This window comes from Pedobacter sp. A2324 (assembly GCF_059693705.1).
On record NZ_JCASSK010000003.1, the window covers coordinates 170,641 to 189,371 of the forward strand.

Consider the following 18,731-nt stretch of genomic DNA (forward strand, 5'->3'; position numbering starts at 1 on the left):
CCTTTGCGGCTCAATTAAAAAATAAAAAGACGAATGACAAACCCATTTCAATTATTGGGGATAAGTGATGACGTCGTTAATGCCGTAAAGGACCTTGGATTCGAAAATCCAACGCCTATTCAGGAGCAAAGTATTCCTGTACTGTTAGAAGGCACTAATGATTTTGTTGGTTTGGCCCAAACAGGAACAGGAAAAACAGCCGCATTTGGTTTGCCGCTGTTAGAACTAATCGATTTTAAAGTAAACAAACCACAGGCATTGATTTTATGCCCTACACGTGAGTTATGCTTGCAGATCGCTAACGACCTTAAAAACTTTTCTAAAAACGTTGCTAATGCCCACGTTGTTGCCGTTTATGGTGGCGCGAACATTATGCAACAGCTACGTGAAATACGCCAAGGCGTTCAAATCGTAGTGGCCACGCCCGGCCGTATGTTAGACATCATTGGCCGTAAAGCTATTGATTTCTCTAATGTCAAATATGTTGTGCTTGATGAAGCTGACGAGATGTTAAACATGGGTTTCCAGGATGACATCAACGACATTTTATCAACTACACCTGATGACAAAAAAACCTGGTTATTCTCGGCAACCATGCCGGCAGAAGTTCGCCGTATTGCTAAAAAATACATGAACGAGCCTGTTGAATTAACCATGGGCACTAAAAACACTGGTAACGTAAACATCGAACACGAATATTATATTGTTCGTGCCCGCGATAAATATGCGGCCTTAAAACGTATTGTAGATTTCAACCCTGAAATTTTTGCAGTAGTATTCTGTAAAACCAAACTGGATACACAGGATGTTGCTGAGCACTTAATCAAAGATGGTTACAATGCTGATGCTTTACACGGCGATTTATCGCAGCAACAACGTGATAAGGTGATGCAACGTTTCCGTGAGCGTAACATGCAGTTATTAATTGCTACAGATGTTGCTGCACGTGGTATTGATGTAAACAACGTAACACACGTAGTAAACTATTCTTTACCTGATGAAATTGAAAGTTATACCCACCGTTCTGGCCGTACCGGCCGTGCTGGTAAAACCGGTATCTCGATCTGTATCATCAACTCTAAAGAATTAGGAAAAATCCGTCAGTTAGAGCGTATCATTGGTAAACAATTTACCAAAGCTGAGCTTCCAACAGGATTTGATGTTTGTGAAAAACAATTATTCTCATTGGTACACAAAGTACATAATGTAGAAGTTAATGTGGAGCAAATTGATCAATACATTCCCCGCATTATGGATGAATTTAAAGATTTATCTAAAGAGGATGTAATTAAACGTTTTGCTTCATTAGAGTTTAACCGTTTCTTAGACTACTATTCTAAAGCACCTGATTTAAATGCAGCTGTTGGCGATGATCGTGGCGAAAGAGGTGAGCGTGGTGAAAGACGCGGACGTGGTAGCGAAGGTTACACCCGTTTATTCATCAACTTGGGTTCAGTAGATGAATTTACCCGCGGCGATATGTTATCATTTATCTGTAACAACGGAAAAATTGCTGGCAAAAGCGTTGGTAAAATCGACTTAAAAGGTGTTTTCTCTTTCTTTGAAGTAGAAGATGATGTTGCTGATAAAGTTTTCGAAGGGTTTAAATCTGTAGAATTCAATGGCCGTCAGGTTCGTATTGAGAAAAGCGGAGACGGTGGTCGTGGTGAAGGCGCTGGCGAAAGACGCGGTGGCGGAGAAAGACGTAGCGGTGGTTTCGGCGGTGAACGCAGAAGCGGCGGTGGCGGTGGTTTCCGTGGCGGCGACAGAAGATCATCTGGCGGTAGCGGCAGACGCGAAGGCGGAAGTCGTGAAGGCGGAAGTGCTGGCGGTGGTTTCAGAGATTTCTCAGGACGTAGCCGTGAGGATAAAGGTGGAAGCGGAAGCCGCAGAGAAGGCGGAAGCCGTGAAGGTGGCGAACGCCGCAAAAAATGGTAAATCACTAAACCAAATATTTTTAGAAGCCGTTTCTGTTTATTCAGAAGCGGCTTTTTTATTTGCATACAATAGTAACTCCGCCAGATTACGGGCTACGTTACGGTGAACTTGGCCATAATTTAGCCAAAAGTTACCCAGTCTTTAATCAGTCAACGACTGGGTAACTACTGGGTAAGCACTGGGTGAGCACTGGGTAAGCAGTGGGTATAGACAGAAGGATACTGCCGATCAGACTAAGCCACGACCGAATAACAAGACTTCATATTTATTTAACAATTGTAAAATAGTATGCCGGCTTTATTATTATCTGTAAATTGCACTACTTTCGCTAATTATGCAGGCAAAATACATCTCCTATCAGGAAACCGGTTCTTTTTCAAAACTCGTTCTTGATTATATTAATAACGAAGAAGCCCTGAAGGCATTTTATAGTTATCGTCCGGATATGGACGGCCTGGCGGAAGCAATTGAAAAAAGAAATTTCTTAGGCGATCGTAATATTCTGGTATCAGTGCTGAGAAATCAATACCAACATCTGCAACCAAATAAATCGGTAACCCGAAATATTGAGCTGCTGCTGGACCATAATACCTTTACCGTTACAACCGGTCACCAGCTAAATCTTTTTACTGGTCCGTTGTACTTCATTTATAAAATTGTTACGGCGATAAACCTGGCCATTGAGCTGAAAATAGCCCACCCTGATAAAAACTTTGTACCGGTTTACTGGATGGCTACTGAGGATCATGATTTTGAAGAAATCAATCACGTTAGCGTAGATGAAAAAAATATCAGCTGGATACAAAGCACGAATGGCGCTACCGGAAGGCTAAGCACCAAAACTGTAGCTGCAGCCGTTACCGCTTACAAAGGTTATTTAGGGATTTCGAAGAATGGCAAGCACATCGCTAAACTTGTAGAAAAAGCTTATCTCGAACACGATAACCTGGCTGATGCCACACGGTACCTGGTTAATAAATTATTCGAAAAATACGGGCTGGTTATTGTAAATGCCGATGAGCCATCACTTAAAAAGCTTTTTGCACCGATTATAGAAGCCGATATTATTGAGCATAACAGCGCAAAAAACATTGAGCAAAGCTCCGGGGAGCTGGAAAAGCTTGGCTATAAAACACAAGTTAACGGCAGGGATATTAATTTCTTTTATCTGAAGGAGAATTTACGGGAACGTTTAATTTTTGAAAACGGAAAGTATACGGTAAACCACACTGATATTTCTTTCACTGAAACGGAGCTTAAGGCAGAAATTCAGTTACATCCGGAGCGTTTTAGTCCGAATGTGGTGATGCGCCCGATGTATGAGGAAGTGATACTACCCAACATTGCCTATATAGGTGGTGGAGCTGAAGTTTCCTACTGGATGCAATTGAAAGCAAATTTCGACCATTATCAGGTCGACTTCCCTGTTTTACTGCTTCGGAATTCGGCCTTATTAATCGATAAACGCAGTGCGCAAAACCTCTACAGCCTGGGTTTTTGTCTGGAAGACATCTTCCTGCCTGTTGAAGAATTGAAAAATCTCTGGATCCGCAAAAATTCTACCGCCCAGCTTCTGCTGGCAGATGAAACTAGGGCAATTAACAGCATTTTCGATCAGATTAAACTGAATGCCTATAAGATCGACAAAACACTTTCGGTTTCAACAGATACGGCAAAGCAAAAAACGAATCACCTGCTGGCCAACCTGGAAAAGAAATTGTTCAGGGCAGAAAAACGCAAGCACGAAACCGCGCTAATACAAATTGAAAACGTTAAAAAGCGCCTTTTCCCTAATGGAACTATGCAGGAAAGGACAATGAACATTGCGCCGATGTATGTGAATTATGGCGAGGACTTCCTGTCGACCTGTATTGAAAAGTTTGAACCATTAGGTGGCGATTTTACGCTGCTTTTACCTTAAATAACACGTCATTGCGAGGCACGAAGCAATCTAATTTAGAGAGATTGCTTCGTGCCTCGCAATGACAACAAATAATATAAAATGAACTTCATCACCTTTACCGAATCCGAACTCAGAGCATTTACCCGTAACGTATTTAAAAAAATGGGCTGTTCTGATGAGCATGCAGATTTAGCAACCGATGTATTGGTTCGCTCCGATTTGAGGGGTATCGACTCTCATGGAGTGGCCCGTTTAAGCGGCTATATCCGCTTGTGGGAAAAGCAACGCATCAATGCTACACCAGACATCAGAATTGTTCATGAAACACCAACGACCGCAACAGTTGACGGAGATGCTGGGTTAGGACTTGTAGTTGCTCCCTTCGCCATGCAGATTGCCATAGAAAAGGCAGAGCAGTACGGTAGCGGATGGGTTTCGGTAAAGAATTCAAACCACTTTGGCATTGCCGGTTATCATGCTTTAATGGCGGTTGAAAAAGATATGATTGGCATCAGCATGACAAATGCCAGTCCGCTGGTTGCGCCAACCTATGCCAATGAAAGACTATTGGGCACTAACCCAATGTGTTATGCTTTCCCTGCAGGAAAATATCCTCCGGTGATTGTAGATATGGCTACGGCAGCGGCAGCAAATGGAAAACTTGAAATTGCACAAAGAGCAAACAAAAGTATCCCGGATGGCTGGGTACAGGATAAAAACGGAGAAAGTTCAACAGACCCGAATGAATTGAAAAACGGAGGATCACTGCTTCCTTTGGGCAGCGACAAAGACCATGGAAGCCATAAGGGCTATGGCTTAAGTGCAACAGTCGACATTTTATCGGCAGTACTCTCCGGCGCAAATTACGGTCCATGGGCACCCCCTTTTGTGGCTTTCCTGGAACCTTCAGCCAATCCGGTAGGTGAAGGTTTAGGGCACTTTTTAGGGGCAATGAGGGTAGACGGCTTCCGACCGGCACAAGACTTTAAGAATCACCTTGATAATTGGATAGAACGCTTTAAAAGCGCCAAAACTGTAGATGCAGATAAAACGGTTATCATCCCCGGAGAACCGGAACATCAGTTTGAGCAGGAAAGGAAAGCGAGCGGCATACCTTTAATCGATGTTGTAGTCAACGATCTGAATGACCTGGCTGCACGTTTAGGGATTGATAGCTTACAGGCATCTGCCTGAACTATGAATTAACGGATGAATAGCTGCAAGCTGCAACGATTCATCCGTTATTTTTTAATCAATATTATTTTTTTCCGGCGGCGAAGGAAAATGCCCATGCAACTTGTTCCTCATTGCCTGGTAAATCGATAGTGGTTACATCACCTGTTGTGGTCCACTTCAGTTTACGCTTACCGTTCAACAGGGTTATTACAGTACCTTTTTTAGGCGCATTTCCTTTCCAGCTGATTTGTTTCGGCTGTTTACTATCGATCAGAAAAATACCATAAATGGTATTTCCATCTTTGCTTTGGGTAAACCAAGTATTGCCGTCGTGGTAGTTTTTAGTGATGCGGGTATTATAAATGGATTCCCCGTTTACACTGGTCCACTTTCCAATTTCATTCAACCGGGCAACAGCACCTTCATCCAGGGTACCGTCGGGTTTCGGCCCAACACCCAGCAGTAAGCTACCGCCTTTGGCAACCACCTCAACCAATTTATGTACCACTTCTTTGGCAGGTTTATAGGGATCGTTTGGTACCCAGCCCCAGTTTCCGTTTAAGGTGAGGCAGCTTTCCCATGGATAGTCTAATTGCTTCTCGGGTATTTTCTGTTCCGGTGTCTGGTAGTTCTCGTACTGACCATGAACCGTTCTGTCGACCATGATTAAACCCGGCTGTGCCTTCCGGGCCATCTCTGCAATTTTAGGCATATCGATATCCTGGCTCCATTTCGGGATTGGCGCCCCCCATGAAAGTACTTCTTCATTTACAGAGGACAGCGGACGTACCCAGCCGCCATCGAGCCATAAAATATCAACACTGCCATAGTTGTTCATCAATTCCCCTATCTGGTTGTAGGTATATTTCTTGAACATGTTCCAGCGCCATCTATACTTGTCAATGTCGTAATTGTTATTTCTGTTGGGTGTAGCGTATTTATCCCACCAGTAATATTGCGTATGCCAATCTGGTTTGGAGAAATAAGCACCAATCATAAAGTTTTCTTTGCGGAAAGCATCAAATACATATTTGGCCACATCGCGTTTAGAATTACCGGAAAAGGGACCTTTGGCTATGCTGAAATCACTTTCTTTGGTATCGAACATGGCGAAACCATCGTGATGTTTTGTAGTGAAAACCATGTATTTCATACCGGCGGACTTACCTGCTTTGGCCCATTGCTCAGGGCTAAACTTTACCGGATTGAATTTTTCACTTAAACCCCAGTACCATTTCTTATAATCATCATATTTAATGGTCGTATCGCGTTCAATCCAGTCTTCCGAACAGATCGACCAGGATTCTATAATACCGGGAATGGCATACAGGCCCCAGTGTAAAATCATCCCGAATTTTTTATCCTGCCAGGTGTCCAGCTTTGCTTTTACCAGCGGATCGGTCGGTGCCTCATACTTTGAGGATTGTTGAATGATATCGTCTCTTTGGGCGAATAGGGTTTGCGAGCAGCTGATAAATAGAAGTAAGAGTAAAATGCGGATTTTCATGTGCTAATAATAATAAAAATCCCGGGTTTTCAGGCCGGGATTTAAGTATTGATGCTTATGGCATCCAGAATAGTTTTGTAGTCCTTGTATCTTTCGATTGTACTGCCTGGTAGTTGGCTGCATTGTAGGTTTTTTCAGCCGAAGGATAGATTAACCTAACTGGTGGGGTCGAATACCCACTAAGTTTTCCATCAGAAGGGAAAGTTAAAACCGGATATCCGGTGCGTCTGTACTCGGACCATGCTTCAGTCGACTGAAGAACACCAAAGTGGAGCCACTTCTGATTATAAATTAGTGAAAGCTTGTTCGCAGCTGAACCTGTATATGTTGCAGAAGATGTATTTACCCAGGTATCAATCTCCGAAGTAGGTGGAACCGCAACATTTACATAACCATTTCCCTGATTCAAATTATTCAGGTAGTGATAAAAAACTACTGACTGCCTTAACGCTTTATCATAGGCTATTTTTGCATTAGCCGATGTTCCCCATCTCTCGTAGGCTTCGGCTTTAAGGAAATTTACTTCTGACGAAGTAATCAAAATACCGGGCAATTTTGGGTTGATTAAAAATGTTGCAGAGTCTAAAACTGAATAATCGGCAAAATTCGCTTCCTGTTGAGCAGTGGTGAAGGTAACAGGCATCGCCTTATAGGTTGTATTAGGAACAAACACATCCTGGTTGTTCCGTTTTACCGTACGACCATACTTATCATAAATAACGGGAATCCGAGGGTCATTTGCAGGAAGCATTAATGTGTTCAACATATAATCTGTTGCATACCATGATCCTTCAAGAAATGCATCCTTTAACGTGCTCGTACTATTTGTTAGTGGCTGAAGTAAAATATCGGAGGTATTTGGAGCATACGTTACCGTATTTTCACCATCTACCAAAGGGAAATTAGTTCCATCAGCGAGCATGGCCAAGACAGCAGTTCTCGCAGTTGCCTCATCTGTTTTGGAAATACGCATCAACAACCGCAAACGCAATGAGTTGGCATATGCCGCCCATCTGCTCGTATTTCCCTGAAGCAAAATATCGGCTTTCGAAAAAGCAGCATTTGTTGCTGTAGATTTGAAATAAGTGCCCAAGGTTGCAAGATCTGCAATAAAAGAAGTATAAAGCGCCTTTTGTTCATCATACTTTGGCAATTTGATTGTATTGCTTACTTCCAGACTTCCAGCTTCCGAATACGGGATATCACCCCATAAATCGACCATTTTAGCCGCCTGCTCAATAAGCACTACTTTGGCAGCCTGCGTAATGATCTTCTGGGCGGCCTGATCTGCTGTTGGCAAAGAATTGAATTTTACTTCCATAGCTCTATACAGCGCCATCACTCCGCTACCATTTCCTCCTGTAGAGTAGAAATCATCCCAGTATTGCTGCGAATAAGAGTCGCTTTGCTGATAAACGGTGTTGCTGTTTGCAAAGTAAGAGGTTTGGGCGTACACGCCTGGCATCTGACTCAGGAACGTACGAACATTCCAATATTTAGCGGCAACCCTATCATTGTTGAGCATACCTGTGAACAACCCTGCAACACTTGCATCTTTTGCTTTTTCAGGATTTATATATTGTTCATCCAACGACTTTTTACAAGCTGTAATCATTGTAAAAGCCACTAGGAAAAAACTAACATTTATGAATATTTTTTTCATCTGAATATCTTTTATAATATTGAAAACTTAAATTTTCAAACAATTAGAAATTAGCGGTTAAAGAGAATCCGAAGTTTCTTGAGGCAGCTGTTGAGCCCACATCTACACCTTGCGACCACCATTTGTTACCTAGAGGTGCTTCAGGATCTAAATCCTTAAGTGTACGGTAGATGTAGAATAAATTACGTCCAATCAAAGAAAACCTCATGTTGGTGATGCTTAATTTTTTGGTGAAAGATGCAGGAATTTTATAACTCAAAACAACTTCCCTCATCTTCACATAATTATTTTTAAAGATTTCAGCTTCAGTAAGTGATCCCTCGCCCCAGTTATAGGTAGTCAGATAATAATCAGCAGCTGAAATCACTTTTGTATTCGTTGCACCGGTAGTTTCATTTACCCCCGTTAACAGTACGCCATCATTGTATGTTTTCCCACCAGAGGTGTAGGTCAAGCCGCCGCTTGCAGCATCTCTAAACTCCATTGAATTTTCGAGCATACCTGCGCCACGCATATATTTCAAATTCGGTGCGATCATACTGCCACCAATTCTATAATCGATCGTAAAATCTAAAGCAAAATTACCATAGCTGAAGGTATTAGAAAACCCACCTATCAACTTAGGCATGATATTCCCTGCCTTTACGTATGTAGTATTGTCCATCACATAATATCCGTCATCATTGATCAGGTAGTTACCACTCGCATCGGTTTTACGAGGTCGGATGTAAATATTACCAAGCTCCTCGCCCGCCTTAGCAACTATTTTAGCAGTTGATTGATCTGATTGGTAGAAGTTGATTTCGGTCATTCCTTCCATCAACGAAATCACCCTTGATTTATTAGACGAAAAATTGAATCGGGTATCCCAGCGAAATTTACCAGTAATAGGGACAGCGTTTATCGCTAATTCAAAACCTCTGCTTCCAATTTCTCCTACATTTACAATCTGGCTTTTTGCACCAACACTGCTGCTAACCGTTAACGGAACAATTTGATTTCTAACCTTGTTATCATAGTAACTTACGTCCAAACCTAATCTTCCTTTCAGGAAGCGTGTTTCCAAACCAAATTCTGCTTCGTGCTTTTTCTCCGGCATAAGCGAGTTGTTTCCGAACGCACTGGCGGTTAATAAGGACGGAACTGAACCATTAATGGTTTGTAATGAGCTTTGTGTATACACCACGTTAGCTTCGTAAATTGGAGGGGCATTACCTACCACACCGTAAGAAGCTCTCAATTTACCATAGTCCCAAAAACTTGGTAGTTTCCACAAATCACTAAACACAAAACCACCATTTAATGAGAAATAAGAATATTTGTTATTTTCAATCGGTAGAGTAGACACGTATTCCTGACGACCTGTTCCTTCTAAAAATAAGAAATCTTTATATGATAAGTTCAGAATACCCAAGTAAGCATATTTTAATTGCTCTTTACGTGTATCTGTAGTTTCTACTACCCCAAAAGAGTTACTTAATGAGAACCAGTTTTCAGAAACTAATCCGTCTTTAGTATTAGATCTTTGATCTTTATATTTTTCTTGTCTGCCTTGATAGCCACCACTCAGTGATAATGCGAAGTCTTTGCCAATTTTGTTTGAATAAGTTAACAATGCATCTCCATATAAGATAGCATATTGTCCTTGTGTGGTTGTATACCCTCCACTACTGGTTGTTCCATTCAGTGCAATCGGGTATTCATTGTATTGATTATTTTCTGTACGTAGTCCGGTATAATCATTTCCAATACGGCCTCTGAACTTCAGATTTTTCGCTACATCATAGTTCAGGGTAAAACTGGACATCAACCTGTTTTCATTTTCAACATAAGTATTTTTAAGCTGTTGCCAATAAAAGTCGAGCAAGTTTGTTGCCCTAATGTTGTATAAGAAAGGCTCGGGACGAGTCGTTTGATCGTAGGTTGCATATTTATATCCATTGCTAGTCTGGAACTTTTCCTTCATCAAGCTCATATCTTCTGCACGACTAAAAAACCCGCTGAACGAACCTAATACCTGTCCCAGTTGATATGGTCTGTTATTGGTAATGGTATTCACATAACTTACAATCACATCAGCAGATAATCTCGGAGCTAACTTAATGGTAGAATTCAGATTGAAGCTATTCTTAGCGCCAGTATTTCCAGGTTGCGTACCTTTATAATCTAATCTCGACGCTGAAAAACGATAGTTGACAAATTCATTCTGGTTTGAAATGGCAATGTTTGCATTTGAAGTATAACCAGTTTGATAAACATCTTTATAGTTATCTGGTTGGGGAGAATATGACCGGATAGATCCATCCCACCATCTTACTTGTTGCCCTTCCATTTTCGGACCGAAGTTAGCGTAAGCCCTGAAATAAGGACGATATCCTGATGGGGATGTTGCATCAGCAATCCACCCTTCTTCCGTTGCCCCGTTGGCTACGTTTGTAGCCCTGTCATAACCAGGACCATAAGTGTTCTGAAAATTTGGCAGGAAGGCTACCTCGTCCATTGATCCCTGATAATTGAAATCAATACCAAGGCCTTTTGCTTTCGAACCTTTTTTAGTAGTAATTACAACAACACCACTACCGGCATCTGAACCATATAATGCTGAAGCACTTGCTCCTTTCAGTATAGTCATGGATTCAATATCCGCCGGGTTGATATCCAGAATACCATTACCGCGAATACGCTGATCACCCCAATAATCATTATTATTTGCTCCAGCTGCACCGTTTTGCCCATCATTTCTGATCATTACCCCATCCACAACATATAATGGTTGTTGATTGTAACTAATAGAGTTTACGCCACGGATCTGCACGTTTACCGCACTACTCGCACCGCCAGGTGCCGTCGTAATTTTTACCCCTGCAGCTTTACCATACAGCGCAGATGCAAAGTTCGTATTACCGGCTTCGGTTAATTGTTTCGCCGTTACGGTACTCACCGCATATCCTAAAGACTTTTCCTGTCTTTTAATGCCTAAAGCTGTACTGACTACGCTCACTTCCTGAAGGTTGTTCGCACTTTCAGCTAAAGTAACTGTCAGGGTTGTTTTACCTGCAACCGGCAATTCCTGCCTGGTATACCCAATAGCTGAAAATACCAACACATCCGTTGGGTTTGCTGCGATTGAAAATTTACCAGAGCCGTCGGTTTGGGTAACTTTCGTAGTTCCCTTAACCGATACGCTTACTCCGGGCAGAATGCCGGAAGCGTCTTTCACGGTACCCGTGATGGTTTGTTGTGCATAAGCTGCTACTGTTAATACGGTTAGTAATAGCAAGCTTAAACATCTCATGTAGACTTTTTTCATGATTGTTTAGTTGTTTTGTAAAAGGTTATGTTGTTGGGAGATGTTAAGATTTTTAGTTGACTTTATACGCTCATATCTGGGTATTTTGGTTTGGTTTATATTGTTTCTTTGTTAATCCATTTGAAGATGTTCCATCATTAAACTTGCAGCGGCAAGCAATTCGGCGCCATCAGTGAGCGTAGAAACTTTGATTTCGGTTTGCTCGGCTATCCTTGCAATACAGAATTCATTGATAGCCTGTTGTATAGGTGGCAAAAGCATTCTTCCGGCCTTTGCGCCTCTTCCGCTTAGTACTATACACTCCGGGTTAAGGATATGGATGAGCGTTGCCAATCCTTTCCCCATTTGGAAAGCCGCCTTTGCAAGTATAGAAACCGCAGCAGGATCCTGCTGACTAACAGCCTCAAGGAAATGATCACTGGCATGTTTGGTTTTATCTGCAAATAATTTTTTCAGACTCGACTCAATACCTTGCGCAACGGCCTGCTCTGCTTTCTGTGTCATTACCAAAAGCGAGGTATCCAGTTGTATACAGCCTCTTTTACCACATGAACACAGGTTATTGCTTTCAGATAATGGAATATGGCTGAATTCACCGGCGTTCCCTCCGCTCCCGCGATACAACTTACCATTCAGGATCATGCCCAAACCTGTTCCCCACCCGATATTTACAATGAGTACATCAGTCATGTTTTGGGCCTCGCCAAAGTTTAACTCAGCCAGGGCAATTAAACTGGAGTCGTTATCGATGTAGACCGGCAGCTCAATCCCATTTTGCAGGTACTGCTGGATGGTTAGCCCATCGCCCACTTTCAGGTACGTGTGATTCACCCCTTCATCGGCATTTACAAATCCAGGCATTCCGATGCCAACGCCAAGAATAGCTTCTTTTTCTACACCCGATTTAACGATGCATTCCTTAATAAACGCTACCAGGTCACCAGCATTGCTTGTCTCGGCTGTCATGTCAAATTCCAACAGCTGAACTGGCATGATCATTTTATGCGACAGATTATAAATTGTTAACCTGGTGGTTAGCTGATCCATCGCAATGGCAATAATGTATTTCTTTAAATCGGGATTGATCAGAAACATTAAAGGACGTCGTCCGCCTGTTGAAGGCGCTAAGCCCTGCTCCATAACATACCCATCAGCAATCAGACTATTCACCACGGAGGTGACCAATGGCAAACTTTTATGCGTCAGCTTACTCAGATCAGTAAATGACAGCACCTTTTTGTAGTACAAATACTTGATAATGTCAGCTTTGAGCCGCTGACTTTTTTCTACAATGATGGACATAAAGTTTGTTGATTAATCAAACTTAATAATTTAATTTAAAACATCAATAAACTTTTTAATTTTTTATAAAAGATAATTTATGCAATGTTATGAAATAAGAAAGGCGAATAATCTTTCGATTATTCGCCTTTTCGTAATTTTTTATAGTATTTTCTTAGTGAATGCCCATGAAAAGCCTGCTCCACCTGATTTTATGCAGGAAAGAAGCAGTGCTATCCCAGCTCATCCATACGAAAAGAGCTTTACCCACGATATGGTCTTCAGGTACGAAACCCCAGTAACGTGAATCGGCTGAATTGTGACGGTTATCTCCCATCATCCAGTAATAATCCATCTTGAAAGTGTAGGTAGTAGCTGGCTTATCATTGATATACCAAACACCATTTACCTGTTCTACCTTGTTTCCCTCATAGGTCCTGATTGCTCTATAATATAAGGGCATGGTGGTACTGTCAATATTAACTGTCCATCCTTTCGACGGCACTTTAATAGGTCCGAAGTTATCTCTGTTCCAGGCGCGCTTAGGATCATGAGGGAATACACCTCCTGGTTCCGGCCCTACCGGATCGGGACTTAATTCAACCGATGCAACAAAGTCTAATGCCTTTAATTTTTCGACCATCTCTGGTGAAGCATTGGCGATGTAACTGTTCGCATCGCCTGCCTGCTGCATTGTTCCTGTTTCCAGTCCTATATCAGTAAGCATATTGATATTAAATTCAGTTGATTTGAAAGTAATGCGATAAGGCATCATCCCTGTATTTTTAAGTGGCTCGGGCTTGCTGTTTACTGCTGCAACACCATTGCTCATGGAAATGACATCTCCCGGAATGGCGATACACCTTTTGATAAAATTCTCCCGTTTATCCACTGGCCGGTCGACAATGGTGAAGGTACTTCTTACCTGCTCGCGACCCAGGTTGCGCACCAGGTTATAATAGCTGTCTTCCTGATTTTCTACTGCAACGGTATCTCCTTCAGGGAAGTTAAATACCACTACATCATTTCTTTTAATTTTCGATAATCCTGGCAAGCGATGGTATTTCCATTGCACGCCATCCCAATAGGCTTTAGTGGAAGTGGTAAGGGGCATGGTGTGATGTGCAAAAGGAAAAGCTACAGGTGTCATTGGTATACGTGCACCGTAATTTACCTTACTTACGAACAGGAAATCGCCGATTAGAAGCGAACGCTCCATTGATCCCGAAGGAATTGTGTAAGCCTCGATAAAAAACACCCTGATAATAGTGGCAGCAACAACCGCAAAAACAATTGCGTCTACCCACTCACGGGTTTTGGTTTTTTTCTTTTTAGGAGTGTCTTTCTTCCTTTGCCAGAATTTGTAATTCATATTTTTATTTGTTGGTTAACGGTAAATCCGGTAACTATTATCTGTATGTTATGGTTAACTGGTATATTCGTTAACCGGTTAACGGGTAATGAATGTCCTTCTTATTCAAATATATCAGTAATACTGAAAAATCCTTTTTTGTCTTTCACCCATTCTGCGGCAACTACTGCGCCTAATGCAAATCCGGCCCTGCTGTGTGCGGTATGCTTAATTTCAATATCATCCACTTCGCTGCTGTAAATTACGGTATGCGTACCCGGGATGTTCTCAATCCTATGCGATTCGATTAATAGCTGTTCTGTTTTCGGGAACACCTCTACATCTTTGCCAACCTCTTCATTTAACCATTCCGATTTACGCTCCACGTTATCAAGTATGCCTTCGGCCAGCGTAATTGCTGTACCACTTGGCGAATCGAGCTTTTGGGTGTGGTGAATTTCTTCTACCTGTACCTCATAGGCCGGATATTTATTCATCAGCTTCGCCAGTGTCTGGTTCAGTTTGAAGAATAAATTAACGCCAATACTGAAGTTAGACCCGTAAAGCAGGGTATTGTTACTGCTGTCGCAATCATTCTTCACTTCCTGAAGTTTTCCATACCAGCCGGTTGTACCTACAACAACGGGAACATTGGCATCAAAACAAGCATCGATATTACTTAAAACAGAATCCGGTGTACTAAAGTCTATGGCCACATCGGCAGACTTTAAGTTTTGCCGGGTTAACTCTTCCCGGTTATCAATTGATATTTTTAAAACGATTTCATGGCCGCGTTCAAGTGCAAATTTCTCAATAATCTGCCCCATTTTGCCATAACCTAAAAGCGCAATTTTCATAATATTAAAATGTTAAGGAAAGTTTTAAAGCTGGTGTAGCATTAAAACCATACATACTGTTAGAATTGATCATTGATGGCATCACCCTGAAGGTGAGGTTATCATCAATGTTAAAATAATGCAAACGTGCAGAAACGTAGGCATCAATAATATTGGCTGCATATAGCAATCCGTAAGAAAATAGTACAATCTGTGAGTTCCGCTTAGTGGTGCTTTTGGCAGATAGAATACCGGCGCTGGAAAAACCGGCGAGTGAAGGATTGGTATTATTTGGTCCTCCTGCGGCGAGAATTTCCCTGGCTTGTGCTTCCTGCAAATACATTTTGTAATCCTTACGATTCTGAATATACGATAAGGTTAACACAGTTGCCCCTCCATAAATTGCAGCGATTTTCCCGCCTGTGTACACCTTCTGCCAGAACTGACTTTTGCCTGCCCGGGTTCCGTAACCATCATTCAGAATCTGAATGTTGTACAACTGCCCCCAGCCGGGAATGATCATGGATCTGAAAACAGCCTTTCTTCCGGCAACCTTACCCGGATTAACGTACTTTGCCTTCATTGAATCCTGGCGTGACATTGGTTTTGCTGGCTTAGCAATCTCTGAAGAAGAGTTACGCTTTAACCTGGTGGTATCTGCGCTTTTCAATACAGTATCCTTTACCTGAGCAAATGCCAGATTTACACCAATACATGTAAATAACGAAACCAGTACTAAAAGCTTAATCCTCTGCATTACCAATCCAATAGCTCTAAAATCCTGTTCAGGTCATCATCGCTCATAAAAGGAATTTCAATTGCGCCTTTGCCATTCTGCGTTACTTTTAGCTTTACGCGGGTAGCGAATTTAGAAGCTAAATCATCCTGTAGTTTTTGGTATTGGAAAGATACTCCGGCAGACTTCGGTTTATCATCGGTTTTAACTGGTGCATGTTGTAAATTACGTACCAGTTCTTCCACTTTTCTTACAGATAAACCTTTCTCCAGGATTTCCTGGTGAATAAACAATTGTTTGTCTACACCATCCACGTTGATTAAGGCGCGTGCATGTCCCATTGAAATCCGCTGATCGCGGATGGATGCCTGAATCGCAGGCGGAAGTTTTAACAAACGAAGGTAGTTAGTTACAGTTGTTCTGTTTTTGCCAACGCGCTCTCCAAGTTGTTCTTGTTTCAGGCCTACCTCATCGATCATTCGCTGAAAACTTAAAGCGACCTCGATTGCATTCAGGTTTTCTCGTTGAATGTTCTCAATCAGTGCCATTTCCAGCATTTGCTGGTCGTTAGCACTCCGGATATAAGCCGGTATTTGCGTTAAACCAGCCAGCCTTGAAGCCCTGAATCTCCGTTCGCCCGATATTAACTGATATTTATTAGCACCCAGTTTTCTAACTGTGATGGGTTGGATAAGCCCCTGAACTTTGATTGAATCGGCCAGCTCATTTAAAGCAACCTGGTCAAACTCTGTTCTTGGCTGATATGGATTGGTTTCAACCTCATTTAAACTTACATGACTGATATTACCAATCTGCTCAGTTTCGCTCACTGCATTTACAGTTTGCTTTGGTGGATGAGTAGATTCGCTATCATCTAAAAGCGCACTTAAACCTCTACCTAAACCTGTTTTTCGCTGAAAAGATGTCATCTATAAATTATAATGTTGCTGTTCCTATATTTTCTTCTTCTCTCAACAAGCCGTTTTTCTTAACGATTTCGCGCGCAAGATTCAGGTAATTGATGGCTCCCTTGCAGTTTGCATCGTGCATAATTACCGAAACGCCATAACTTGGTGCCTCACTTAAACGGGTATTACGCTGAATGATGGTTTCGAAAACCAGCTCGTGAAAATGGGTTTTTACTTCTTCAACCACCTGGTTAGACAAGCGTAAACGCACATCGTACATGGTTAACAAAATTCCCTCTATTTCCAGTTCAGGATTTAAACGATTCTGAACAATCTTAATCGTATTTAACAATTTCCCTAGCCCTTCTAAAGCGAAATACTCGCACTGGACAGGAATGATAACAGAATCGGCTGCCGTTAAGGCATTTATCGTAATTAAACCCAGGGATGGAGAACAATCGATGATAATGAAATCGTATTGGTCTTTGATCTTTTCTAAAACCGCTTTCATTTTATATTCACGGTTATTGAGGTTGATCATCTCAATTTCGGCACCAACTAAATCAATGTGTGCGGGCAGTAAATCAAGGTTGGGCGTATCTGTTTTCTGAATAGCCTGTAAGGGGTCTATATCGTTGATGATACATTCATAGATACTATCTTTAATATTGCGGGGATCGAAGCCAATGCCTGAAGTTGAATTAGCCTGAGGATCAGCATCTACCAGTAAAGTTTTGTATTCAAGTACGGCTAAACTCGCAGCCAGGTTTATAGATGAAGTTGTTTTACCAACACCACCTTTTTGATTTGCTAATGCAATAATTTTGCTCATCTATCTATCCGAAATTTACTAAACGTTTGTAAGGGCGTTATTGGTTTATGCCTTTTTATCGGCAAAAAGTCCTATTTTTGCGCTGTTTACGCCCTTTTTCTCAATCAGCTAAGATACAAACTAAATGGCAATATCAGCAATAAGGGTATTTGCGTTTTAAACATCTTATTAACAATTATCAAATGATAACAATAATAGCCGCGACCAACAGACCCAATAGCAATACGCTAAAAATTGCTAAATATTACCAGCAGCAGCTTAAAAATAAAGGTGTAGAAGCAGGAGTATTCAACTTAGAGCACCTCCCTGCAGATGTTTTAAATACCGATATGTTCGGTAAACGCTCTGAGGCGTTCCAGAAAATCCAGGATATGATTTCAGAAACAGATAAGTTTCTTTTCATAATGCCTGAATATAACGGAAGCTATCCGGGCGTTTTAAAGGTGCTGATTGACGCCTGCAATTATCCTGATAGTTTTTACGATAAAAAAGCCGCACTTGTAGGCATTTCTTCAGGAAAGTATGGAAATATTCGTGGTGTAGATCATTTTACCGGCGTTTGTCATTATATCCATTTGCATGTTTTACCGCTGCGCCTGCACATTCCCAACATCAAAACTGAATTGGACGCCAGTGGGAACCTGATTAAAGAAGATACCATCCAATTTACAAACGAACAGATCGAAAAGTTCATCAGGTTTTAGGATGAGGCACATGCCTGAATGAGCTGTAAATCCCCTTTCGCTTAAACGATATAGGGTTCCATTTCTTTGTCGATGCTTTTGCGTAGCTCCATCAGCTTAATGGCATAGCCATGCATGGCGAGCTCTTTCTCCGTTTTAGGCTTAAACGCAGGAATGGTTTTGGGCTGTCCGTTATCATCTACGGCAACAAATACAATAATACAATGGGTATTTTTAACAAATTCTGACTGGCCAACAGGCTTGGAGTAGGCATCCACAGCGATGTGCATACTGGTTTTGCCGGTGTAAATGATGCGCGCTTCCATTTTTACGAGGTGCCCGATGTGTACGGGTTTAAAAAACCGGATCCCGCCGACATAAATCGTTACACAGTAGGAGTTGCTCCATTGCAGGGCACAGGCAAAAGCTGCCTGATCAATCCATTTCATCATCATCCCGCCATGCACCTTGCCCCCATAATTGACATCGGAAGGTTCGCTTAAGAACTGTAGTTCGATATGATTTTTTGGTTTTGCCATGATTGTTGATTCCCGCAGATTAAGGTGATTTACACAGAGTATTTTCCTGACAGCAATATGCAAAAATT

The 18,731-nt window shown here is 41.8% G+C and carries 14 protein-coding genes; 4 read left to right on the forward strand and 10 right to left on the reverse strand.

The features are described 5' to 3' along the window. Positions 1–33: 33 nt before the first annotated feature. The 3 genes from AC570I_RS10035 (at position 34) to AC570I_RS10045 (ending at position 5,035) form a co-directional block, all read left to right on the forward strand. Complete coding sequence (locus tag AC570I_RS10035) at positions 34–1,938, forward strand: DEAD/DEAH box helicase (protein WP_047798601.1); 1,905 nt, start codon at positions 34–36, stop codon at positions 1,936–1,938. Between the two features lie 334 nt (positions 1,939–2,272). Further along, a complete protein-coding gene (gene bshC / locus AC570I_RS10040) occupies positions 2,273–3,859 on the forward strand; it encodes a bacillithiol biosynthesis cysteine-adding enzyme BshC (RefSeq protein ID WP_497405351.1) in 1,587 nt (528 codons plus the stop codon). Between the two features lie 81 nt (positions 3,860–3,940). Next, positions 3,941–5,035, forward strand: coding sequence for an Ldh family oxidoreductase (locus AC570I_RS10045; RefSeq protein ID WP_497405352.1), 1,095 nt, complete (start codon positions 3,941–3,943; stop codon positions 5,033–5,035). Between the two features lie 64 nt (positions 5,036–5,099). Here the strand turns inward: AC570I_RS10045 and AC570I_RS10050 are convergent, their stop codons facing one another. From AC570I_RS10050 to AC570I_RS10090, 9 genes are all read right to left on the reverse strand, one after another. Further along, entirely contained in the window at positions 5,100–6,524 is a 1,425-nt protein-coding gene (locus AC570I_RS10050; RefSeq protein ID WP_497405353.1) for an alpha-L-fucosidase, read from the reverse strand. Positions 6,525–6,579: 55 nt separating this feature from the next. Beyond that, positions 6,580–8,187 (reverse strand): SusD/RagB family nutrient-binding outer membrane lipoprotein, encoded by a 1,608-nt coding sequence (locus AC570I_RS10055; RefSeq protein WP_497405354.1) that lies wholly within the window; start codon positions 8,185–8,187, stop codon positions 6,580–6,582. A gap of 43 nt (positions 8,188–8,230) precedes the next feature. Then, entirely contained in the window at positions 8,231–11,497 is a 3,267-nt protein-coding gene (locus tag AC570I_RS10060; RefSeq protein WP_497405355.1) for a SusC/RagA family TonB-linked outer membrane protein, read from the reverse strand. A 111-nt stretch (positions 11,498–11,608) separates the two neighbouring features. Continuing rightward, complete coding sequence (locus AC570I_RS10065) at positions 11,609–12,799, reverse strand: ROK family protein (protein WP_497405356.1); 1,191 nt, start codon at positions 12,797–12,799, stop codon at positions 11,609–11,611. A gap of 154 nt (positions 12,800–12,953) precedes the next feature. Beyond that, positions 12,954–14,150 carry a signal peptidase I gene (gene lepB / locus AC570I_RS10070; RefSeq protein WP_497405357.1) on the reverse strand — a complete coding sequence of 399 codons (1,197 nt, stop codon included), beginning with the start codon at positions 14,148–14,150 and terminating at the stop codon, positions 12,954–12,956. A gap of 101 nt (positions 14,151–14,251) precedes the next feature. Then, positions 14,252–14,986, reverse strand: coding sequence for a 4-hydroxy-tetrahydrodipicolinate reductase (gene dapB / locus AC570I_RS10075; protein WP_497405358.1), 735 nt, complete (start codon positions 14,984–14,986; stop codon positions 14,252–14,254). A 4-nt stretch (positions 14,987–14,990) separates the two neighbouring features. Beyond that, positions 14,991–15,722, reverse strand: coding sequence for a DUF5683 domain-containing protein (locus AC570I_RS10080; RefSeq protein ID WP_053058320.1), 732 nt, complete (start codon positions 15,720–15,722; stop codon positions 14,991–14,993). After that, positions 15,722–16,630 carry a ParB/RepB/Spo0J family partition protein gene (locus AC570I_RS10085; RefSeq protein WP_047798610.1) on the reverse strand — a complete coding sequence of 303 codons (909 nt, stop codon included), beginning with the start codon at positions 16,628–16,630 and terminating at the stop codon, positions 15,722–15,724. Before AC570I_RS10085 ends, AC570I_RS10080 begins: the two co-directional genes overlap by 1 nt. Before the next feature lie 7 nt (positions 16,631–16,637). Continuing rightward, complete coding sequence (locus AC570I_RS10090; RefSeq protein ID WP_047798611.1) at positions 16,638–17,441, reverse strand: ParA family protein; 804 nt, start codon at positions 17,439–17,441, stop codon at positions 16,638–16,640. Between the two features lie 182 nt (positions 17,442–17,623). On the opposite strand from AC570I_RS10090, the gene AC570I_RS10095 reads away from it, so the two are divergent. Then, entirely contained in the window at positions 17,624–18,145 is a 522-nt protein-coding gene (locus AC570I_RS10095) for an NADPH-dependent FMN reductase (RefSeq protein ID WP_047798612.1), read from the forward strand. A gap of 41 nt (positions 18,146–18,186) precedes the next feature. Here the strand turns inward: AC570I_RS10095 and AC570I_RS10100 are convergent, their stop codons facing one another. Further along, on the reverse strand, positions 18,187–18,663 hold the full coding sequence (locus AC570I_RS10100; protein WP_047798613.1) for an acyl-CoA thioesterase: 477 nt from the start codon (positions 18,661–18,663) through the stop codon (positions 18,187–18,189). Positions 18,664–18,731: the final 68 nt, after the last annotated feature.